The sequence below is a fragment of the Streptococcus salivarius genome, assembly GCF_002094975.1.
GTDB lineage: Bacteria > Bacillota > Bacilli > Lactobacillales > Streptococcaceae > Streptococcus > Streptococcus salivarius_D.
Genome location: NZ_CP015283.1, coordinates 2,035,369 through 2,057,892, shown reverse-complemented (window position 1 = coordinate 2,057,892; position 22,524 = coordinate 2,035,369). Strand labels below are relative to the sequence as shown.

22 protein-coding genes and 2 pseudogenes are annotated in these 22,524 nt (G+C 37.8%); 19 read left to right on the top strand and 5 right to left on the bottom strand.

All coding sequences use genetic code 11. The features are described from left to right. Window positions 1-7 precede the first annotated feature (7 nt). Window positions 8-556: a carboxymuconolactone decarboxylase family protein gene (locus tag V471_RS09675; RefSeq protein ID WP_002885920.1), complete on the bottom strand. Its 549-nt coding sequence runs from the start codon at window positions 554-556 to the stop codon at window positions 8-10. A gap of 212 nt (window positions 557-768) precedes the next feature. Here V471_RS09675 and rlmD point away from each other — a divergent pair, with 212 nt between their 5' ends. The 17 genes and pseudogenes from rlmD to V471_RS09590 all read left to right on the top strand — a co-directional run bounded on the left by rlmD (window position 769) and on the right by V471_RS09590 (window position 16,602). Next, a complete protein-coding gene (rlmD, locus tag V471_RS09670) occupies window positions 769-2,403 on the top strand; it encodes a 23S rRNA (uracil(1939)-C(5))-methyltransferase RlmD (protein WP_084871456.1) in 1,635 nt (544 codons plus the stop codon). 150 nt (window positions 2,404-2,553) lie between these two features. Next, complete coding sequence (locus V471_RS09665; protein WP_002890480.1) at window positions 2,554-3,174, top strand: class I SAM-dependent methyltransferase; 621 nt, start codon at window positions 2,554-2,556, stop codon at window positions 3,172-3,174. A 39-nt stretch (window positions 3,175-3,213) separates the two neighbouring features. Continuing rightward, window positions 3,214-3,978: pseudogene (locus V471_RS09660) on the top strand (VirD4-like conjugal transfer protein, CD1115 family); the annotation flags it as partial. Beyond that, window positions 3,950-4,513, top strand: a pseudogene (locus tag V471_RS09655) (IS3 family transposase); the annotation flags it as partial. The pseudogenes V471_RS09660 and V471_RS09655, both read left to right, overlap by 29 nt. Before the next feature lie 222 nt (window positions 4,514-4,735). Next, entirely contained in the window at window positions 4,736-5,329 is a 594-nt protein-coding gene (locus V471_RS09650) for an MptD family putative ECF transporter S component (protein WP_084871454.1), read from the top strand. Next, entirely contained in the window at window positions 5,329-6,036 is a 708-nt protein-coding gene (locus V471_RS09645; protein ID WP_084871453.1) for an energy-coupling factor transporter transmembrane component T, read from the top strand. The genes V471_RS09650 and V471_RS09645 overlap by 1 nt, the downstream gene beginning before the upstream one ends. A 2-nt stretch (window positions 6,037-6,038) precedes the next feature. Further along, a complete protein-coding gene (locus V471_RS09640; protein WP_084871452.1) occupies window positions 6,039-7,424 on the top strand; it encodes an ABC transporter ATP-binding protein in 1,386 nt (461 codons plus the stop codon). A gap of 326 nt (window positions 7,425-7,750) precedes the next feature. Beyond that, window positions 7,751-8,368, top strand: coding sequence for a TetR/AcrR family transcriptional regulator (locus tag V471_RS09635; RefSeq protein WP_084871451.1), 618 nt, complete (start codon window positions 7,751-7,753; stop codon window positions 8,366-8,368). A 75-nt stretch (window positions 8,369-8,443) separates the two neighbouring features. Further along, window positions 8,444-10,186 (top strand): ABC transporter ATP-binding protein, encoded by a 1,743-nt coding sequence (locus tag V471_RS09630; protein WP_084871450.1) that lies wholly within the window; start codon window positions 8,444-8,446, stop codon window positions 10,184-10,186. Continuing rightward, window positions 10,180-11,907 (top strand): ABC transporter ATP-binding protein, encoded by a 1,728-nt coding sequence (locus V471_RS09625; protein ID WP_084871449.1) that lies wholly within the window; start codon window positions 10,180-10,182, stop codon window positions 11,905-11,907. The genes V471_RS09630 and V471_RS09625 overlap by 7 nt, the downstream gene beginning before the upstream one ends. 694 nt (window positions 11,908-12,601) lie before the next feature. Beyond that, on the top strand, window positions 12,602-12,895 hold the full coding sequence (locus V471_RS09620; protein WP_084871448.1) for an antitoxin: 294 nt from the start codon (window positions 12,602-12,604) through the stop codon (window positions 12,893-12,895). Beyond that, window positions 12,888-13,226 carry a type II toxin-antitoxin system RelE/ParE family toxin gene (locus V471_RS09615; RefSeq protein WP_084871447.1) on the top strand — a complete coding sequence of 113 codons (339 nt, stop codon included), beginning with the start codon at window positions 12,888-12,890 and terminating at the stop codon, window positions 13,224-13,226. Before V471_RS09620 ends, V471_RS09615 begins: the two co-directional genes overlap by 8 nt. Before the next feature lie 75 nt (window positions 13,227-13,301). Next, entirely contained in the window at window positions 13,302-14,075 is a 774-nt protein-coding gene (locus tag V471_RS09610; RefSeq protein ID WP_084871446.1) for an alpha/beta fold hydrolase, read from the top strand. Window positions 14,076-14,275: 200 nt separating this feature from the next. Beyond that, window positions 14,276-14,569, top strand: coding sequence for a type II toxin-antitoxin system RelB/ParD family antitoxin (gene relB / locus V471_RS09605; RefSeq protein ID WP_049497549.1), 294 nt, complete (start codon window positions 14,276-14,278; stop codon window positions 14,567-14,569). Next, complete coding sequence (locus tag V471_RS09600; protein ID WP_084871445.1) at window positions 14,562-14,900, top strand: type II toxin-antitoxin system RelE/ParE family toxin; 339 nt, start codon at window positions 14,562-14,564, stop codon at window positions 14,898-14,900. The genes relB and V471_RS09600 overlap by 8 nt, the downstream gene beginning before the upstream one ends. A 523-nt stretch (window positions 14,901-15,423) precedes the next feature. Beyond that, window positions 15,424-15,810: a hypothetical protein gene (locus tag V471_RS09595; RefSeq protein ID WP_070577946.1), complete on the top strand. Its 387-nt coding sequence runs from the start codon at window positions 15,424-15,426 to the stop codon at window positions 15,808-15,810. A 36-nt stretch (window positions 15,811-15,846) separates the two neighbouring features. Continuing rightward, entirely contained in the window at window positions 15,847-16,602 is a 756-nt protein-coding gene (locus tag V471_RS09590; protein ID WP_013990873.1) for an alpha/beta hydrolase, read from the top strand. A 162-nt stretch (window positions 16,603-16,764) separates the two neighbouring features. Here V471_RS09590 and V471_RS09585 read toward each other — a convergent pair whose 3' ends face one another. Both V471_RS09585 and V471_RS09580 read right to left on the bottom strand, forming a co-directional pair. After that, a complete protein-coding gene (locus V471_RS09585; protein WP_073688136.1) occupies window positions 16,765-17,550 on the bottom strand; it encodes a CPBP family intramembrane glutamic endopeptidase in 786 nt (261 codons plus the stop codon). A 4-nt stretch (window positions 17,551-17,554) separates the two neighbouring features. Further along, on the bottom strand, window positions 17,555-18,442 hold the full coding sequence (locus V471_RS09580; protein ID WP_045768937.1) for a helix-turn-helix domain-containing protein: 888 nt from the start codon (window positions 18,440-18,442) through the stop codon (window positions 17,555-17,557). A 295-nt stretch (window positions 18,443-18,737) separates the two neighbouring features. Here V471_RS09580 and V471_RS09575 point away from each other — a divergent pair, with 295 nt between their 5' ends. Then, window positions 18,738-19,514, top strand: a complete 777-nt coding sequence (locus V471_RS09575; protein ID WP_013990870.1) for an alpha/beta hydrolase — start codon at window positions 18,738-18,740, stop codon at window positions 19,512-19,514. Window positions 19,515-19,578: 64 nt separating this feature from the next. On the opposite strand, the gene V471_RS09570 is transcribed toward V471_RS09575, so the two are convergent. Together V471_RS09570 and V471_RS09565 are read right to left on the bottom strand one after the other, a co-directional pair. After that, window positions 19,579-20,751 carry an MFS transporter gene (locus tag V471_RS09570; RefSeq protein ID WP_084871444.1) on the bottom strand — a complete coding sequence of 391 codons (1,173 nt, stop codon included), beginning with the start codon at window positions 20,749-20,751 and terminating at the stop codon, window positions 19,579-19,581. A 229-nt stretch (window positions 20,752-20,980) separates the two neighbouring features. Continuing rightward, on the bottom strand, window positions 20,981-21,811 hold the full coding sequence (locus V471_RS09565) for a DegV family protein (RefSeq protein WP_231910696.1): 831 nt from the start codon (window positions 21,809-21,811) through the stop codon (window positions 20,981-20,983). 138 nt (window positions 21,812-21,949) lie between these two features. Here V471_RS09565 and V471_RS09560 point away from each other — a divergent pair, with 138 nt between their 5' ends. Then, a complete protein-coding gene (locus V471_RS09560; RefSeq protein WP_070847071.1) occupies window positions 21,950-22,519 on the top strand; it encodes a TetR/AcrR family transcriptional regulator in 570 nt (189 codons plus the stop codon). Window positions 22,520-22,524 lie beyond the last annotated feature (5 nt).

Genomic DNA, 22,524 nt, shown 5'->3' with positions numbered 1-22,524 from the left:
TTTTGAATTAAGCGAATTCTTGAAGTTCAGGGTTAATCGGTGTTTGTGCGAGATTGTTAGCGTAGTTACACAAGCTAGCAAGGCTGACACCCAAGATAACGTCAAGGGCATTTTGAGCAGTGTAGCCAGCTTCCAAGAAGTCATTGTAGGCTTCGTCACCAACAGCACCTTTGGTATTGATCACGGCAATAGTGAATTTAGCAAGGGTATCAAGTTTTGGATCGTCTTCGATTGGTGTACGGTTACGAAGGGCTTCCAAGAGTTGTGGTGTCATTTGGATTTGCTTGATTGAAAAGGCTGTGTGACCTGCCACACAGAAAGCACATCCGTTAGTAACAGCAGCTGTAATTTGAACAACCTCACGTTCAGTTGGTGTCAATGAATTGCGACGGTTGATTTCACCGACAGTACGGTAAGTTTCAAGCGCAGTTGGCGCATTAGCAAGGAGACCAATCAAGTTTGGAATGTATCCCCCATTGGCATCTTTGACTGTTTGAAGGACGTCTTTGACTTCTTCTGGTGCAGTTTCGATTGTATGAATGGTAATATCTGGCATGATTATTCTCCTTTATATAGAAACGACATCTAGCAAGTTGCTGAGTCGTTTAATTTTTTGTCATGGACCTATGATAGCACTGTATGACTTTTCTGAAAAATCTATATTATTTATGGCCAGCCATAAATTTGATTTATATGTGCTATAATGGAGGGTAGTAAAAGGCTTTAGAAGATATGTTTAAGCCCTATAAGAGTAAAGAAAGTTGAATTATGTTAAATAAAAACGATATTGTAGAAGTTGAAATTGTCGATTTGACACATGAAGGAGCAGGCGTTGCCAAGGTGAATGGCTTTGTCTTTTTTGTGGATAATGCCCTCCCAGGTGAAGTCATCAAGATGCGCGTGCTTAAGCTCAAGAAAAATATCGGCTTTGGTAAGGTTGAGGAGCATGTGACCCTTTCACCAAACCGCAATCAGGACATTGATGCAACCTATCTCCGTTCAGGGATTGCTGATTTTGGCCATATGACCTACGAGGAGCAGCTCAAGTTTAAGCGTAAACAAGTTGTGGACAACCTTTATAAGACAGCAGGTATCTCAGACGTAGAGGTCGCTGAAACATTGGGGATGGAGACGCCTTACGCCTACCGTAACAAGGCTCAGGTACCTGTTCGCCGTGTTAAAGGTCAGCTTGAAACAGGTTTCTACCGCAAGAATTCGCACGACTTGATTCCAATTGAAGATTTCCTTATCCAAGACAAGGAAATTGATAAACTCATTGTCTTTGTCCGTGACCTTCTCCGTCGCTATGACCTCAAACCATACGACGAGAAGGAGCAGACAGGTTTGATTCGTCACTTGGTGGTTCGTCGAGGCCATTATTCAGGTCAGATGATGTTGGTCTTTGTAACGACCAGACCAAAAATTTTCCGTATTGACCAAGTCATTGCTAAGATTACGGAAGCCTTCCCAAGTGTTGTTTCTATCATCCAAAACATCAACGATAAGAACACTAACGCCATCTTTGGCAAAGAGTTCCGCACCCTTTATGGTCAAGACACCATTACAGACAGTATGTTGGGCAATGACTATGAGATTTCTGCCCAGTCTTTCTATCAGGTTAACACCGAGATGGCTGAAAAACTCTATCAAACAGCCATTGACTTCTCAGACCTAAACAGCGACAGCATTGTTATTGATGCCTATTCAGGTATCGGGACAATCGGTTTGTCATTCGCCAAACAGGTCAAGGAAGTCTATGGCGTTGAAGTCATCGAAACAGCCGTCGAAGATGCTAAGAAAAATGCAGAACGCAACGGCATTACTAACGCCCACTATGTAGCCGACTCAGCTGAAAATGCCATGGCCAAGTGGAGCAAGGATGGCATCAAACCAGATGTTATCATTGTGGACCCACCACGCAAGGGCTTGACAGAAAGCTTCATCAAAGCCAGTGTTGCCATGCAACCAGAGAAGATTACCTACGTCTCATGTAACCCAGCAACCATGGCGCGTGATATCAAACTCTATCAAGAGTTGGGCTATGAATTGAAAAAAGTACAGCCGGTGGATTTGTTTCCTCAAACGCATCATGTTGAGACGGTAGCACTTTTGTCCAAACTCGATGTCGATAAGCATATAGACGTTGAAATTGAGCTGGATGAGCTTGATTTGACCAGTGCTGAAAGTAAGGCAACATATGCTCAAATCAAAGAATATGTTTGGAATAAATTTGAATTAAAAGTTCCGACATTATATATTGCACAGATAAAAAGGAAATGTGGAATAGAATTACGAGAACATTACAGCAAGTCTAAAAAGGAGAAACAAATTATTCCACAGTGTACACCTGAAAAAGAAGAAGCTATCATGGATGCCTTGAGACACTTCAAAATGATTGAATAGAAAAGAATGACAGCATATGACTTTCTGCATTTATGACATTCCTACTTGGTATAGGAACAGCTATTATTCCTTTCTTGCAAGGTATCAATGAGAAAATAGGCTCAATATAAAGATTGATAGGATCATTTTTATATTTAAAGGAGCGTTGAAATGATTGATAAAAGCAATAAAAAATTTTGGGATAAATTTGCTAAGCTATATGCTCCTTTCATGAAAAAAGACAAAGGAGTATATGATAAAGTTTGCGAATACATTCGTCCTCATTTGAATAAAGACATGGAGGTGCTTGAACTTGCTTGTGGCTCAGGACAATTATCGTTTAATCTTTCAAAGCATACGAAAAGTTGGATTGGCACAGATTTTTCCGAACAAATGATTAAGGAAGCTAAAAAGCGTGGGGAATACGAAAATCTTACATTTGAAACAGCCGATGCAGTAGCATTATCCTATTCGCATGAAAAATTTGATTGTGTGTTAATTGCTAATGCACTTCATATTATGCCTAAACCGGATGAGGCGATGAAAGAAATATATAGGGTGTTAAAACCTAATGGGACTTTGTTCGCCCCCACTTTTCTATGGAAAGAGGGAAAACAAAGAAAAATGATAAAAAGTTTGATGTCTATTTTAGGATTTAAGATGTATCAAGAATGGGATAAAAAGGAATTTGAAGATTTTATTAAAGAATATGGATTTTCAGTAGTTGAAATGAAATTGGCACATGGAGGTCTTGCACCGATTGGTGTGATGATTGCTCAAAAAGTGGCTTAACAGATTCTATTCTTATGATTTAAAAAATTTCATCAAAGTGGTGCAAGGCTTGCTCCATTTGATATTAGGGAATTTAGGGACTTGATGAGTGAAGATGAACTGGAGCTTGATACACTGGGGGATAGAAAAACGGCTCTCTTTGTTATTATCTCTGATACAGATGATACCTTTAACTTTGTAGTATCCATTATGTACTCACAACTTTTTAATCTCTTATGTGATAAGGCAGATGATGTATATGGCGGTAGGCTTCCTGTTCATGTAAGATGCCTTCTTGATGAGTTTGCAAATATCGGCTTAATTCCAAAGTTTGAAAAGCTGATTGCCACAATCAGAAGTAGAGAGATTTCAGCAAGTATCATACTTCAAGCACAATCTCAGTTAAAGGCAATCTATAAGGATAATGCCGATACAATCGTAGGTAACTGTGATAGTACCTTGTTTCTTGGTGGCAAGGAGCAAACTACACTAAAAGAATTGTCTGAAACACTGGGAAAAGAAACGATAGATTTATATAACACATCGGAAACAAGGTCAAATCAAAAGAGCTTTGGTTTAAACTATCAAAAGACAGGCAAAGAACTGATGAGTCAAGATGAGATTACTGTAATGGACGGTAGTAAATGTATCTTTCAGCTTAGAGGTGTCAGACCTTTTCTTTCAGATAAATACGATATTACAAAGCATAAGAACTATAGATTACTTGAGGACTATGATAAGAAGAATTTGTTTGACATAGAAAGCTATATGAAGCGAAAAGGAAAAGGGTTGCCTTTGCCGTGGCCGTCCCAAGAAGGGACCTAAATTAGGGAAGCCTTACCATGTAACAGACAATAAGCTGGATCGTGATTTCCAGGCAGACAAGGCTATGGAGAAACTTGTCACAGACATCACCTACCTCTATTTTGAAAACTGTAGACTTTATCTATCTTCAATCATGGATCTCTATAATCGTGAAATAGTAGCTTATACCATCTCAGAGTGCCAAGATACGGACTTTGTGCTCGACACACTTAATCAACTTGAGCTACCTCAAGGAGCACTTTTACACAGCGACCAGGGCTCTGTCTACACCTCAAAAGCCTACTATCAGGCTTGTACAGAAAAAGGCATCACCCGCTCCATGTCCCGAAAAGGAACACCAGCAGATAATGCCTGTATCGAATGGTTCCATTCTGTTCTCAAGTCTGAAACCTTCTATCTCCATAAGTGGAGAAGCCTAACTAAGGATAGTATAACAGATATTGTTAAAAATTACATCCTATTTTATAATGAAACTAGAATTCAACAGAAATTAAATGACCAGTCTCCTGTAGATTACAGAAAACTGGTCGCATAAGAGGTTTTTCTCTTGTCCCATTATTGGGGTGCAGTGCCGAGAACAGCAGATAGCCGAAACGTTCGGAAGTAAAAGCGATTGAGAAATCATAGCGTCTTTTTAATTGATAAGGAAATCTACCATATAATTAGAGAAACGATATTGGCAAAGGGTAACGATGGATTTAAGGTGCAGTTAATAATTCAGAATTAGAAATAACGGAGATAGAAAGAGGAGAAAATTATGAATGAAAGAAAAGTATTTAAAAAATTAGATGGAAAAGATTTGATAAATATTGGCGTTTTCACTGCAATATATTTTGTTGTTGTTTTTGCCGTTGCAATGCTCGGGATGATACCGATTTTTTTGGTCCTTCTTACTGTTTTTGTACCACTTGTCGGAGGCATTATTTTTGAATTATTTTTAACAAAAGTAAAGAAATTCGGAATGATAACAATTATGGGATTCTTATTAGGCTTAATTATGCTGTTAACAGGCATGGGATACATTCCAATTATTACAGGAACATTTTTTGGCTTTTTGGCTGATATTACTTATACAAAAGGAAGATTTACAAGTGCTAAGTTAGCTGTTTTGGCAAATGGCTTTTTTAGTATTTGGTGTTGGGGTAACTATTATGAACTGTTCTTTAACCCAGATGCATATTGGTCAACACGTCAAGTTTATGGAGAAGGATATATTAATGCAGTACGAGCGCTTTTTCCTACATATATGGCGCCGATATTGGTTGCAGTTTGTTTTGTGAGTGGTATATTTGGCGGACTTCTTGGCAGAGTGCTACTGAAAAAACATTTTAAAAGAGCGGGAATTGCGTAATGAATAGGAAATTTTTTAAGCTCGATCCCAGAACAAAACTATTTCTTATTATCATAGCAGCTTTGGTTGTTTTGAGCCGATTAGGTGGAGAAAAACTGCGTGTCTTTCAAATGATTTTGACAGTTGTACCATATATTTTGCTTTGGGCAGAAAAAGAGTATTCATATTGCCTGAAAAGCTTAATAGGGCTGTTGATTAGTTACTGTATTTTATATATTCCTTATGTTTGGGACAACATGTTGGTTGGGACATTGGCTATAGTTGTTGGCAGTATTTTTTCAAGAATGATACCTACAGTAGCAATTGGTTACTATGTGGTAAAGTCGACTAAGATTAGCGAGTTTGTAGCCGGAATGGAAAAACTGCATGTTTCTGAAAAAATAATCATTCCATTGACAGTTATTTTTAGGTTTTTGCCGATGTTAAAAGAGGAATTTCAATCAATAGATGATGCAATGAGAATGCGTGGGATTTGTTTTGGAGGAAAAAAAGCATCTAAAGTTTTGGAGTATAAAATGATTCCGATGCTCATTTGTTCAGTGCGAATTGGCGAGGAACTATCAGCAGCAGCTATCACAAGAGGATTAGCTTCAGGAAATAAACGTACCAATATTTGTAAGATTGGATTTGGAATTTTAGATTATGTTTTTTTTGTCTTTTTTGTAGTGGGAATAGCTAGATTAATCATGAGTTTAGTAGGAGTATAAGGATGATTGAGATAAAAAATTGCACAGTTACTTATGCTGCTGAACCAAATCACAGGGTATTGAAAGATATTAGTTTGACTATAGAGGATGGAGAATTTGTTCTCTTAACAGGAGAATCAGGTTGTGGAAAAACAACGATTTTAAGGCTTATGAATGGGCTTATTCCATATTTTTATGATGCAAACTTGGAGGGAGAAATATATATAGATGGTCTCAACGCAGAGCAATCTAATATTTACGATCTGGCAAAGATGAGTGGCACAGTTTTTCAAAATCCAAGATCTCAGTTTTATACCTGTGAGGTAAAAAGCGAGCTTGTATTTGGATGCGAGAATGAGGGAATTCCAGAGGAGGAAATAAATAATAGACTCGATGAGACGGTTAAAAGATTTTCTATCGAAAAGCTTTTAGACAGAGGAATGTTTGAACTGTCCGGTGGAGAAAAACAGCAGGTTGCCTGTGCATCAATAGACATGGAAAAAACCAAGATTATATTGCTCGACGAGCCATCGGCGAATCTTGATTACGAAGCTGTAAAAAGATTAAAGGAACTAATCTCTATATGGAAAACAGAGGGGAAGACTATTATTGCTTCAGAGCATAGGATAGCTTACCTTTGGGAAATGTGTGACAGAACTATTATTATTAATGATGGACGAATAATAAGAAATCTTGATAAAGAAGAAATGAAAAAGATCACGGAGGAAGAGGTAAGAGATTTCGGAATCCGAAGCTTTGTTGAAAGGAACCCTTTTAAGCTTGATATAGATGAAGCTACAGATAGTGATAATATATTAGATTTTAAAAATTATAAATTCAGATATAAAAAGAGCGACAGAATCTTTGAGGCAGATGATGTAAAAATTGCCAAAGGTGAAATTACTGCTCTGATAGGACATAACGGAGCGGGAAAGACCACTTTTTTAAAATGCTTATGCGGTATTAGAAAGTGCAAGGGCGATTTAGTAATAGATGGAAAACCTCTTGATTGGAAGCAACGAAGAATGAAGATGTTTATGATTATGCAGGATGTAAGTCACCAACTATTTACCGATAGTGTATTAGAGGAAGTTCTATTAGGAATGGAAGAAGAAAATAGAGATAATGCACTTACTATCTTGAAAAAACTAGATTTAAGAATGGTAGAGGAAAGACATCCACTAAGTCTTTCTGGAGGGCAAATGCAACGAGTTGCTATAGCCAGCGCTATAGCTGAAGATAATGATATAATTCTCTTGGATGAACCAACAAGTGGCTTGGATTATAAGCATATGATGGATATATCAGAAATCTTAAAAGAACTTCAATCAATGGGAAAGACGATTATTGTGGCAACTCACGATGGAGAGTTTATCGAAAGTTGTTGCAGTAGAAAATTGATAATTTGAATAATTAAAAAGGAATTTCCATTTTTTCGGACAAGCATGATATCAAAAAAATAGCACCATCAACAGAGATGATTTCCGATTTTACAATGCCGGAATCAGTGACATAAAGCATAAGTGTAGAAAAATCAATATTTGGAATGATATATTCCGCCCTCCATAGAATATGATTGAATTTCAATCATATTCTATGGAGGGATTTTTTATACACACGATAATTTAAAGCGCCAAGAAAAACAGTTGACATTTAAACTATGAAATGTTACAAATGTAATTGATAATCGAATTATCGGTAATCTAATTATCGTAATATCTTGAGGAGAAAGTAAATGTCAAACCGTGATACAAGCATTGATTCAAGGCTTATTGAAAGTGCTCGTAAAGAGTTCATTGAAAAGGGATTTATAAAAGCCGAACTGAAAATGATATGTGAGAATGCAAATATAACAACTGGGGCTGTTTATAAAAGATATAAAGGAAAAGAAGAACTGTTTAGAGCAGTTGTTGAAAAGGCTGTAGCAACTTTAGATAGTTTTGTTTCGGAACGAACAGATGTGGATTTCTCCTCTATGAGCGATGAAGAAGTAAGAAATACATGGACTATGAATGAGGAATACATCTTAGCTGTGTTCCAAATCCTATGGGATATTCGAGAAGAATTTGTATTACTTTTGGAAAAATCTGCCGGGACAATGCTTGAAAACTTCAGGCATGATTTTGCTTTTCGCATGACGCATGCCTATAAGCAATATTACGAAGAGGCAAAAAGGAGAAATATCGCTAAAGCGGAGATTACGGATGAGGAAATGCACGTTCTCTGTATGATATTCTGGACATCTGTTTATGAGCCTTTCATTCATGAAATGTCTTGGAAAGAAATTGAAGAGCATTGCAAAGTTGTATGCAGATTCATGGATTGGAAAAATGCAGTGGGAATAATGGATTAATAAATTTCAGACTGTCGAAAGACGGTTTAAAATAAACAATAGCATTAGTTTGAACTAACTCGAAAGGAGAGCGAAATGTTTAAAAAAGTAGCTCCCTATATGGGAGAATACAAGAAATACACTTTCAGAGCGGTAATGATGATGTGTATTGGAATTGTGGCAAAAATAATGCCCTATTTTTTTCTGTATCAGATTGTTTCACCATTGACAAAGGGGCAATCGATTAGTTTGGAATATGTGATGCTGAGAGTGTTCGGGATACTTTTATCTGAAATCATTTACTCTTTTGCCTATGTGAAAGGACTGATATTTTCCCATATCAGTGCATACAATACCCTAAAAAATTTAAGAATATCTCTGCAGGGAAAACTGGAAAAACAGCCTCTCGGAAATATAGAGAGCCTTGGTACAGGACGTATAAAAAAGGTATTTACAGAAGATATTGATATGATTGAGCTTTTACTTGCTCATGCGATTCCGGAAGGGATTGCCAATATTTTGATTCCGTTTGCCATCCTCGTTCTGATGTTTGCGGTGGATTACCGCTTAGCTTTGCTTTCCTTTATTCCCATTCTCGTAGGGATCTTTGCCATGGGCATGATGATGAAGCAGGGCAACTCGAAGATGGATGCCTACTATGAATCCGCTGCAGTGATGAATAACACGATTATTGAATATGTAAATGGAATGGAAGTGGTGAAGGTATTCAATAAGGACGGCGATTCTTATAAAAGATTTAGAGAAGTCGTAAAGAACTACAGAGATTTTACACTTTTATGGTACAAAGCTTGTTGGCCCTGGATGGCCATGTATTCCAGTGTTTTGCCGAGTCTTTCGCTTTTCATTATTCCGGTAGGGGCATTTTGGGTTATCAGTGGAAGTCTTGCCTTAGATAAACTGATTTTAGTGCTTTGTATGTCTTTCGCAGTCGGTCCGTCTTTTATGAAGGCGATGAATTATGCAGGAAAGTTTCCTCAGCTGAATTATAAAATCACAGAGCTGGAACATCTTATGGATAAACCGGCTCTTAAAGAGGGAAGTGCAAAGTTTAGTGGAGTGAATAGGGATGTTCAGTTTGAAAATGTCAGATTCGCTTATGGAGAGAAAGAGATTCTTCATGGGGTAAGTCTCGAACTGAAGCAGGGAACGACAACCGCTCTGGTGGGAGAATCGGGAAGCGGAAAATCTACACTGGCTAAGCTTTTAGTACATTATTATGACTTGAATGAGGGAAAAATCCGGATCGGTGGACAGGATATCACAGACATGTCTCTGGAAGCACTGAATAATGAGGTCTCTTATGTTTCGCAGGAACAATTTTTATTTAATACAAGTCTGTATGAAAATATTCTTATCGGAAAGCCCGATGCGAAAAGAGAAGAGGTGCTCAAAGCGGCAAAGAGAGCGCAGTGTGATGAATTTCTGAAGAGACTTCCGGATGGAATAGAGACCATAGCGGGAGACGGCGGAAAGCAACTGTCCGGAGGGGAGCGCCAGAGAATTTCCTTGGCACGTGCGATTTTGAAGGATGCGCCGATTATTGTTTTGGACGAGGCTACTGCTTTTATGGACCCTGAAAATGAAGAAAAATTAAATGCTGCTCTTGATGAAATCACAAAGAATAAGACGGTGCTTGTGATTGCGCACAGACTTTCCACGGTAAAAAATGCGGATAAGATTTGTGTGCTAAAGGAGGGCAAGTGTATGGCAGCCGATAAGCATGAGAAGCTCTTGGAAGAATGTCCGGAGTATAAGAAATTCTGGGATGCCTCTGTAAGTGCAAGTACATGGAAGATTAAGGGGGAGAAGGCATGTTAAAGATACTGCATAGAATTGTTTGTATGACAGGAAAATATAGCTCCAGGATTAGAGCTTCGTATCTAACTTCTTTCATCAAGGGGATTATGATGAAGGCACCGTTAATCTTCAGTTTTTTTGCAATCAGTCTGTTTATGAAAGGGCAGATGAATGAAAAGATATGCCTTTATCTCGGAATTGGTCTTGTTATTTGTATAGCGGTAGAAGCTGTTTTTGAACACATCACGAATGTTCTTCAATCCGCAACAGGATATGAGGTGTTTGCGGATATGCGAATGAGACTCGGAGATCATCTCCGGAAACTTCCTATGGGATACTTTACAGAAGGAAATATGGGAAAAATAAGCACGGTTCTATGTACAGACATGGTATTTATTGAAGAGTGCTGTATGGGTGTTTTGTCGGAACTTGTGACTTTTATGATTTCCCAGGGGCTCATGACACTCATGATGTTTGTCATGGATATACGATTAGGGGTTGCTGCATGCGTAGTCATTATTGCCTTTTTCATCGTTGGAAATTGCATGATGAAAACGACTCTTGTGCATTCCAAGACGAAGCAAGAGGGAAGTGAATCGCTTACGGAAGAGGTTTTGGCTTTTGCCGAAGGAATAGGAATTATCAAGTCATTTAATATGCTAGGGGAAAAATCAAAAAGTCTTTCCGCTGAGTTTGATAAAAGCTGTAGGGAAAGTATTGATTTTGAGAAAAGTTATGGGCCGTGGGCGAGGGCTTTATACCTTACTTACGGGATTGGCACATCCTTCATGCTTGCTGTAGCAGGCCTGTTATATGCGAAAGGTGAAATGGCGTCGGACAATATGGTGGGAATGGTATTGTTCTTATTTGATCTATTTATTTCCATAGAGAGCTATTATGGACAAATTACCAGACTTACCGTAACAGCGGCATCTTTAGACAGAATAGAAGAGGTGTTTGAAGCGGAAGAACTTCATGATTTTGCTGATATTGCATTATCTAAAGATGCAGGGGGAAATGATTCTCTTGTTGAGTATAGCGATGTAAGCTTTGGCTATACAGGAAAGAATGTGCTGAATCATATCTCTTTTACTATGAAAAAGGGGGAAATGACTGCTCTTGTAGGACCCTCAGGTGGTGGAAAATCTACAATAGCCTCTCTTCTTGCGAGATTTTGGGATATCAAGGATGGAACGATTAAAGTTGATGGCAAAGATATAAAAAATGTTTCCTTGGGAAGCCTTATGGATAAAATCAGTATGGTGTTCCAGAGGGTTTATCTTTTTAAGGACACGATATACAACAATATCATAATTGGTAGACCTGATGCTACAAGGGAAGAAGTAATTGAGGCTGCAAAGAAGGCAAGATGTTATGACCTTATTATGTCGTTTCCAGAAGGATTTGATACGGTAATCGGGGAAGGCGGAGCATCGCTTTCCGGCGGAGAAAAGCAAAGACTTTCCATTGCTAGATGTATCCTGAAGGATTCGCCCATCGTTATTTTAGATGAAGCAACAGCAAGTGTTGACGCAGATAATGAATGTGCGATACAAGAAGCGATTTCGGAACTATGCAAGAATAAGACGCTTCTTGTCATTGCCCATAGATTAAAGACGATAAAAGATGCAGACCAGATCCTTGTTATATCTGACGGGAAAATCATAGAGCGTGGAAATCACGAGAAACTCATGGAAAAAGACGGTGTTTACGCACATATGGTCTCCGTTCAGGCATCTTAAAAATGCAACATGAGAAAAAAAGAACTGTCCCGTTTTGTACGTGATAAAGCTTATCATTATAGACAAGTCTTTTCAAATCCAGTTTTGGGGTAGGAGCTAATGGAGAGATGTTGATGCATCTAAGTTTGAAATAATAGCTTAGTCAAATTTCACGAATAAGGATTTAGGTATTGAACAAGAGCAGTAATCCAACCTACTTTTAAAGTATCACAACAGCTTAAAGGGTAGCTTGTCTAAAGAGTATCTTGCAGATGTTAGATTGTATATACGGGTGGTGTGCTCCACATAATACATTTGGAGAGAATAGAGAGAAATCCCAGTTTATCTGTCTGATACTTTTTAACGATAGACTTTATCTATCGTTAAAAGGGTTATAGACATGTTCCCACATACAGACATAACTACTTGACGTACTTAGCGAGCACTCGTTTCACGTTGAGTGTGTATGTTTGTTAGTAAAATGTAGTCAAACATCTCGCATTTACATTTCTAGGCGAGACGCTTCAAAGCTCCACCGGAGCTTTGAACTTCCACAAGATGCACCGTGTGGAGTGTGTTTCTCTGCTTAAAATCTTAGAAACCTTTGAACGAAAGGGCTTTTTGTCGTATGTGATGCGTTATTTTTAGTTGAATACTTTTTCTTTTATATGTTAGAATGTATATACAAAATGTATTTACGAAAGGAGTTGTTAGTATGGCAAAGACACAAGCAGTAAATTTTCGAGCAGATTCGGTATTTTACCAAAAAACGAAAGACATCTTAGCAGATGAAAAAATTACGGTATCAGATGTCCTCAATGCAGCACTTAGAAAAATTGCTAATAGGACAGTTGATGCAAGAGAATTTGTTTCTAGTGATTTGCAAGATACACAGTATCAAGTGGCTTTTGAGGATTTAAAGAGGGAAATTTTAATCGGGCATCAGGAAATTGCGCAAGATAAAGTTACTTCTGTAGCAGATGTGAGAAAGGAATTTGGCCTTGACTAAGTTGAAACGCTATCAGGTTTTTCTTGCGGATCGAGCTAAGCAGGACTTACGAGAAATTCATGACTATATTGTTATGAATTTTTATAGCCAACAATCTGCAGATGGTAAGGTCGATTTGATATTGACTGCTCTTGAAACCTTAGAAATATTTCCTGAAGCATGTCCACTTGTATCTAGTAGAGGTTATGGTGAAATGACGGACGATGGGAAACCCTATCGTTATATGCCAATAGAGAATTATCTCGCATTTTATTATATTGAGAATCATACAGTATTTGTTGCTCGTATTTTAAGTGCAAAACAAGATTGGGTGAAGATTTTTTATAAGTAGAATGAAAAAGACGAGCGTAGGCGTTCAAAAAAAGAATAGTACTATCTATATGAGACATTTTGGAGGGTATCAAATATGAAATTTCATGAATTTGGTGATAAAAATTTGCCTCCCGTTTTATTAATACACGGTGGGGGTAGTTCTTGGTGGAGTTACCTTAGGCAAGCTCGTATCTTGTCTCATAAATACCATGTCATTCTACCAACACTCAATGGTCACGGAGAGGAGCATCAAAAGGATTATATATCAACGGAAGATTCGGCACAGGAAATTCTGAACTATGTCCGACAGAACTGCGGTGGGAAATTACTTGCTGTGGGTGGTGTTTCACTTGGCGGTCAAATTGCCATGGAGCTTTTGTCATTAGACAGCGATATAGCTGAGAAGGCTATCATAGACGGAAGTATCTGTATTCCTCAATCAAGGTTGGCGAGATTTAGCATCCTATTGGTAGCATTATTCGGTAAACTGATGTTCGGTAAACCCGCCTGTAAACTTCAATTATGCATAATGAATAACATCTATCCCCAGTTAGCTTATCCAGACGAGATAAAAAATTATTTTATGGAAGATATGCCAAGGACACCTATCAAAACATTAGTGACCATCTATAAAACTTATATGAGGCACTACAAATTGAATAGTAGGATTTCCAAAAGTAAGGCGCAGGTTCTCTATATTTATGGTGAAAAAGAATTGAACTGTGTTAAGGAATCAGCTAGATTATTTCAGCAGTTGCATCCTAACACGATCCTGTATGAAGCAAAGGGCTATAACCATGGCTATTTATCAGCTTACCTGCCTCAAGAGTGGGTTGATTTAGTTGAGCCATTTTTAAAGGGGAAATAAGGAACTTCGCAAATACAAAACACAAGGTGATAGACAGAATAATCTATCACCTTTTTCTGTCAAAAAATATTAATTACTTCAGCCCTCTTATCTATTCCACCTTATATTCGGTGAAAGAAGAATCCATTCTTCACTTGAATCTCCTCTCTTTCATATGGTAGAATGTATATACAAATTGTATGTACAAAGGAGAGGTAGAAATGGCAAACACGAAAGCAGTGAATTTTCGCGCAGATGCGATGTTTTATCAGAAAACAAAAGAAGTACTTGCAGATGAAAAAATTTCTGTGTCAGATGTCCTGAATGCAGCACTTCGAAAAATTGCCAACGGGACTGTGGATCCAAGAGAATTTGTTTCAAGTGATTTGCAGAACACGCAGTATCAAGTGGCCTTTGAGGACTTAAAGAAGGAGATTTTAGTGGGGCACCAGGAAATTGCTCAAGGAAAAGTCACTTCTGTAGCCGATGTGAGAAAGGAATTTGGTCTTGACTAAGTTGAAACGCTATCAGGTCTTCCTTACAGATAGAGCTAAGCAGGACTTGCGAGAGATTCACGACTATATTCTTGTGAATTTTTATAGTCAGCAAGCTGCAGATGGCAAAGTCGATTTGCTATTAAGCGCTCTTGAGACCCTAGAACTGTTTCCAGAAGCATGTCCTCTGGTATCAAGCCGGGGGTATGGTGATATGACAAATGATGGAAAACCCTATCGTTATATGCCAATAGAGAACTATCTCGCATTTTATTATATGGAGAAGCATACAGTGTATGTTGCTCGTATCCTAAGTGCAGAGCAGGATTGGGTCAAGATTTTTTATAAGTAGGATGAGGAACTTTGTGTTGCACTTCATTTTACAACGTGGCTCTTATAAAAAAATAAGACTGAAACCAAGGTGAAAACTATATGGTTCAGTCTTTTATCCTATTTATGTAGTATAATGAAGGGAGTAGAGGTTCTACTTTTTATTAGATTTTTTCCAAGCTGATATTAGTCATTCTATTAAGTTAAAATCCAGATTAGAGATAAGAAAGTTGAGTGAATTCGAGAGATTATTTCTTATTTTATTTTAGAGAATTATCTTATCAGGGAACCATTTCCCTACACTTGGATGACAGGGCTTTTTTAGGTGTGGGATCTCTTTATCTGTCCATACTTTGGGTGATCCTTTATTTTAGTGCTTTTGTCATCGAATAGGCCCAAAGGAATATCTGGCTATGGATTGTTATCGGTATAGTTGTTATGGCATCTATAGTAGCAACTCCAATAAGGAGATACTACTTTGATTTATAAGTCATTTTTAATTTTAAGTTAGTTTCTGATGGCAATTATGTAGAAAGAGGAAAAGCATGAAGCAATCACTTGAATTTTTAAAAGATAGAATCACTGATAAGATGCCTTTAGAGGATATGGTAGAAATCTTTGAAGATTTGTGTAGTGTTCCTATTGAGGATGAGATGATTTTATTTGAGACAGGGGCATATTCAGCTATATCTAATAAACCCTTGTTTCAACTATCGTTAGTAAGGCAAGCTCCAAATGAAGATGAAGAGTTTTATCAAGTTCACCTTGATATTTTCTATGAAGCTAGTCAAGACAATCAAATCTTTAGTGAATCAACCTGGGATGAAGATTTAGAGGAAAATATTTTTGATTATATTAGAGCCTCAGATGTATTTGCTTATGCTAAAAAGCAAGAATACCTAGCAGTCAATATTTATCTGGATGAAACTTAAGAAGAGTAGTAAAGGAAGGAAATCTGGTGGAAAAAAATGAACATTCTTGATCTTAATTCTAATCAGAAGGAGACGATATTATTAATCCATCCAATGTTATCTTCTGCACAAGGGATGAAATCGCTGATTGCAGATCAGATGGGACAAGAGTTTAGATATATCATTCCGGATTTATCTGCACATGGGCAATCAGCTTCGACCATTTACGAATCGGCTCTTAAGGAAAGCCAAATGATTTATGAATATTTAAAGGATCATCATATTAAAGACTTGCGTTTAGCGTTCGGTGCTTCCTTGGGTGGAGTCGTTTTACTAAAATTATTGAAATATAAGGATATCGGGTTTGGTAAGGTTGTTTTTGAGGGGGTAAGTTTATGGACAAAATCACCTTTGCTTGATGTATTTACTAGGTACCTATTGCTAAAAAAACATAGAAAAGCTATACGCAACATAGATCTAGCTGTTCGAAAGATGGTTTCACTTTATGGAGAAAAAGGAGTGATGATGGCAGATTCTTTCATTGCTATGGATGAAGAAAGCATCAAACATATTTCCCATGATTGTGCATTTGTGGATTTGCCCAACCTTACGCCAGAGGAACAAAAAAGTTGTGTATTCTTTTATGGTTCAAAAGAATTCGACTTGATAGCTGCTAAAAAAGCTCTCCCCAAAAAGTATCCTCAAGCCAAATTTCATATTTGGCAAGGATATGGTCACTGTCGCAAGATCACTGAAAATCCTAGAGCCTACTCTATGATTCTGCGAAATGAAATATTTAGTTCGAACTGTTGATTGGGTAAGCTTGTTACTGAAACAGTAATAGAGTGAAATAGCGATAGATTAAATAATGACTAAACTAAGGAATTTGCAAGTGATTTCATTTTAAAAGTTAATTGTTGGCTTTTTCTCAGAATGGGCTTAAAATTTTGTACGGTTAATGGAGGATTTTTCTCATTATAATCTCTCCACAGTTTTATTTCGTATATGAATTGCAATCGGAGTGATAAGTAGGTATAGCAAGGTCAAAATGATAAAAAATCCGATATCAGCATCCAAAAATACATAAATGATATTAAAGCCAAAATGCATGAAAATAGAATAAATCAGATTATTATATTTTTCCAGAATAATATTCATACAAATAGTAATAGATGTAATCACAACTATATTAGCAATAATATAAGGAACCGCGCGCCAGTCCGTAAATTTTGAATCTACAACCCACAGAAGTGTATGCCAGAAACACCAGACTAGGCCTTGGTCAATAGAGGATTTTAAAAAATGATATTTTTTATTAAATTCTTCTCTCATATAACCACGCCACCCTAATTCTTCTCCAGTCGGACCTGATGTAAATGATAAGAAAATACTTAGTGGCAATGATACGGTTCCTAGATTGATGTAGGAGAACATTGTTTTTTTGGTCATAAGTGAGTAGAGGAAGAGTGATAAAATACTGAGCCCAAATGTAAGACCAAATGAAGATAGCAGTGGGAGTAACGACACTTTAGCAGAGAAACACCGCTTAAGGAAAGTTGTTCTTTTCTCATCAGTCCTGAAATACTTCCATCCAAATAAAAGAAGGTATGATGGAGACCATGCGACGATATTTCGTACAATCCACATGATAACAGGTGGAACCTTAAATACTAAACTTGCAGGAGCTGCTACAAAAATAATGAGTGCCCAAACAAGGACATAAGAACTGATGATGTATCTTTTTAAATAATTTACATTCATTTAGTTATCCTCTTTCTTCGGCTGTATAGATAACCAGTTCACTCTTAATTCCATTCAATTCAATTATATTATCTGAATCAGGTGAATCGAATGGTTCAGTTTTTTGCCCATTTTTTTCATAATAAATGTTTGTTCCAATCCCTTTAGCAACAGCAGTAAATAGGCTGTTTTCAGGAATACGAATTCTGGATGTTGCTGAAATCTGATTAATGTCAATTTCACCGTTTAATGAATGACATAATACTTCCATATCAAGATTACAGTTTATTTTTACTTTACCTGAAATATCTTCTAGGGTAATACGAGATGTTTTAAGGTCAAGTTCGATATTGTCACATTCTAGGGAGTGAATTTCTACAGACTCTGCACGAACCGCACATTCAATGTGACTAATATAGCGAGTTGGGATTTGCACAAAGATACTGACCGTTTCTTTAGCCGTTGCCTCTGTTACACCATTGTAACGTTTTACATCTAGGTCAATTCTTTTTCTACTATCATCAATTTTTACTTTAAAATCATTTTGAAGTGTAGAAAGAAGATTGGATACCAGACGAACTCGAATCTTTTCTCCCTTGTATCCGGACAATACAAACTTTTCTGAGCCTCCAAATTTCATATCATAGCTCTTGATCTTATCAATATCATACTCTGTGATACTCTCAAAAAGATATTCGCTTGTCTTAAGACTAGTTCTTTCATTACAGATTAGCTCATCGATAGAGATGTTAAATAGGTTTGAGATGGATATCATATTTTCGATATCTGGAATTCCAGCACCTGTTTCCCACTTTGTTACAGCCTGTCTTGATACACCGATTTTTTCAGCTAAAAGTTCTTGTGACATCCCTACTTGTTTACGTATGGATTTTAATTTTTTGGCAAATGTCATGTTGTATGCCCTCCTCTATATTTTATGATGTAATTTGTCATAAAGTAGCAATATGACTGATTTTAGTATAGAATAAACGAAGATTACAGCACAAGCAAGTATCGGTTGCATTCTCATTATTTTTGCTACTTTGCGTGGCATTCACTGTTCTGACGCGGATTTTTAGCGTTTTTTATCATAGTTTTATTAAAATATAGATGTATACTGAAATCATACGTTGTGGTATTTTTACAGTTTGAACGTGATAAGTCTTAATTGAAGGATCTAGTAGAAGTCTACAGTAAGGAGTTCAAATATGAAATTTCATGAATTTGGTGATAAAAATTTGCCTCCCATTTTATTAATACACGGTGGGGGTAGTTCTTGGTGGAGTTACCTTAGGCAAGCTCGTATCTTGTCTCATAAATACCATGTCATTCTACCAACACTCAATGGTCACGGAGAGGAGTATCAAAAGGATTATATATCAACGGAAGATTCGGCACAGGAAATTCTGAACTATGTTCGACAAAACTGTGATGGAAAACTGTTTGCTTTAGGTGGAGTTTCTCTTGGTGGTCAAATTGCTATGGAACTTTTGTCCTTAGACAGCGATATAGCTGAGAAAGCAATTATAGATGGAAGTATCTGTATTCCTCAACCAAGTTTGGCGAGACTTTGCATCCTACTGGTAGCATTATTCGGTAAACTGATGTTCAGTAAATCCTCTTGTAAACTTCAGTTAAGCTTAATGAATAAATTCTATCCCCAATTAGCTTATCCAGACGAGATAAAAAATTATTATATAGAGGATATACCAAGGACACCTATCAAAACATTAGTGACCATCTATAAAACCTATATGGGGCACTACAAATTGAATAGTAGGATTTCTAAAAGTAAGGCTCAGGTTCATTATATCTATGGTGAAAAAGAATTGAACTGTGTTAAGGAATCAGCTAGATTGTTTCAGCAGTTGTATCCCAACACTATCCTGTATGAAGCAAAGGGTTATAATCACGGCTATTTATCAGCCTACCTACCTCAAGAGTGGATTGAGTTGGTTGTTCCATTTTTGGAGAATAATAATTGATTACACACAAAAACCACCCCACAAGTTATAACTTGTGGGGCATTTTCTTATATGAGTTCTTCACTTACAAAATAACGTCTGTTTTTTCGACTTTATAGAGGGCTATTCCCATAATTAGGGTCAAGACGAGAAGAATTAAAACAGCAGGGGTCCAAGAGTTAAAGAGTTGTTTGCTTGAACCGAACAAGACTGGACCAAGGGCTGCAAAGATATAGCCTCCGGTTTGGGATAACCCTGATAGTTGGGCTGTTTTTTCAGGAGAGCTAGCCTTCATTGAAAAGACAACCATCATGTAAGGGAATAGGACACTAGCAGAACTTCCGATTAAGAGGTTAAGGACCAACCAATAAACAAAGCTGTTGGTATTAACCAAAAGCATGGCAACTCCGACTAATCCCGCTAGGATAGTGGTTACTAGCATCAAATGACGGTTGCGATCAGAAAGTTTCGTGATTAGGCTAGGAACAATCATAGAGAATGGAATACTCGTCAGTGTAAAAACGGAAGCTAGAATTCCGGCATTGGCTTCGCCGACACTAGCTTGAGTAGCCATGGTTGGAAGCCAAGTGATAGTGGTATAGAAGAAGAGTGACTGTAATCCACCGAAAATCATGATGGCCCAGACTTTGCCGCTCTTATACCAACTGCCTGAGTTTTCGCTGGTAGAAGTATCTTGTTCTAAATAATGATTATGGCGGACATTAGGAAGCCAAACCACAAGAGCCAAGGCACAGACTGCTGTCAATACCCAGACCAAACCTTGCCATGAGGTTGCCTTAGTGATTGGAACGGCTACCGATGAAGCCACGGCTGTGGACAAGCCCATGGCTGTAATGTAGAGTGTGGTTAAGAATCCTAACTGATTTGGCTCATTAGCCTGAATTAGGCTTGGGAGAAGGACGTTGATAAAGGCAATCCCAGCTCCGACTAAAAGCGTTCCCGCATAAAGAAGAGGGAGATTGACGGTACGCAGAGCAGAACCAAGAGTCATCACAATTAAAACACCTAGGAAGAGTCTTTCGATACCAAAGCGTTTGGCCCACCTAGCCGCAAAAGGCGAGAATATGGCAAAGGTCAAGAGAGGCAGACTTGTCAAGAGACCGAGTGAACTGACCTCAACACCTAGACCAGAAGCAATGTCTGATAAGACAGTGGACAAGGTTGTGAACGGAGCCCGCAAAACGATCCCTAGAAGAAGGATTCCAGGGATTAGAAAATGTGAATGTTTCTGTTTCATAAAGCATCTCCATGTTTAATAAGGGGATTTAAGATTATAAGAATATGACACTAATGCGTCACTTCCATCTTACCATAAATGATGGGGGTAATGAAAGCGATTACGTTAGGTTATCGCAAAGAAAAAGAGAGAATCTTTAGTTATAAAATTTTATTCTACTGATTATCTAATAACAGAGTAGGATTTAAAAAAGACTGAACATCTAGTACAGCCTCTATTCGATGTCTTCTTAAATTTCATATCCCATAAGGAGTCCGCCTTCTTCGGCATAAAAACTACAAAGTCCAGAAGTTGGAAGGGTTTCGATGCTTGCATGGGCAAATTTTTCACGAACCAATTCAGAGAAGTGCTCGATAAATTTGTCATTGTTGCGGTGGGCAATCGTAATATGTCCACCTGTATAACCAGCCTTGATCAGTTCATCAAAGGCAGCTTTGATAGCTTTCTTTTGACCACGAGCTTTTTGAAGTAACTCAAGGGTACCCGTCATACTAGCTTCACCGACCATACGGATATTGAGGAGTCCAACAACGGTGCCAACTAGTTTACTTAGACGACCATTTTTCACCAAATTATCAACTTTGGCTAAAACAAAGAGCAACTTAGTCTTAGATTGGTAAGCTGTGATAGCATCAAGGACTTGGTTAAAATCAAGGCCTTCAGCAACTAAGCGATTGAGCTTACGAACGAGCAGGTCGACCTCGCCACCAGCTGACAGGCTATCAATGACGTGAATCTTGGTATCAGGATGCTCTTCAAGATAAATTTTCTTAGCGATTTCAGCACTATTATAGCTACCAGAAAGGGTTCCAGTAATCGTCACGACGACGATATTGTCCGCCCCTTCAAAGGACTTCATGTAGTCATCAGGACTTGGACAAGCAGATTTTGAAGCAGTTGTAGTCGCATACATCTCCTCCATCATTTGATCAATATTGAGTTGGGCATCATCCCTGTAAATGGTTTCGCCCACTTGGATAGTCAAAGGGACACTGACAAACTCCGTATCTGGTGCCAGATTGTCTAAAGAACGGTAGTCACAGCCTGAATCCGCAATAATTTTCTATTTCATAGGTTTATACCTCATATCTGCATAATGTACATTGACAAGTGTTTTGTCTTCTTTTACAATTTTATCATGAAGTGTATTGCTATCATAGTAGATCTCATCAGGTGTGACAGATAGAAAGTGAATGTTATGGCAGAAAGAAAAATCTCAGAGAAATCCTTGGAAAATCTGAAACGATTTAACCAAGAAAACAAGGCAATTACACGAGAATCCATCGAAATTTCTCTCCTGCAATTGTTGGAGAAAAAAGACTTTAAAAAGATTACCATATCGGAACTGGTTGAGCGTGCAGGTGTATCTCGTGCTGCCTTTTATCGCAATTATGGGTCCAAGGAAGAGATTTTGAAGTCTATTTTTGAGTCTAGTATTGCAAAGATTACCAAGTCTTTGGACGGCTATAATCTCAAGACAGATCTTTACCAAGTCTGGGTTTATCTCCTTAAAGAAGTCAAAAAAGAAGCCAAAATCATCAGTCTTGCCATTGATTATAATTTTGAGCAGGTATTGACCAAGGCTGTTTATGATTTTTTGGAAAAACGAAATGGTAGCTCATCAAATGGTTCCGGTAGCTACCTTAATTCCTTCTGGAGCTCGGCTATTGTTTCAGTAATTTCCAAATGGGTCAAGGATGGCATGAAGACCCCAGCAGAAAAGATTGCTAAGCTCGGCCTTCCCCTTTTTCCACATAAGAAGAAGTAGTAATC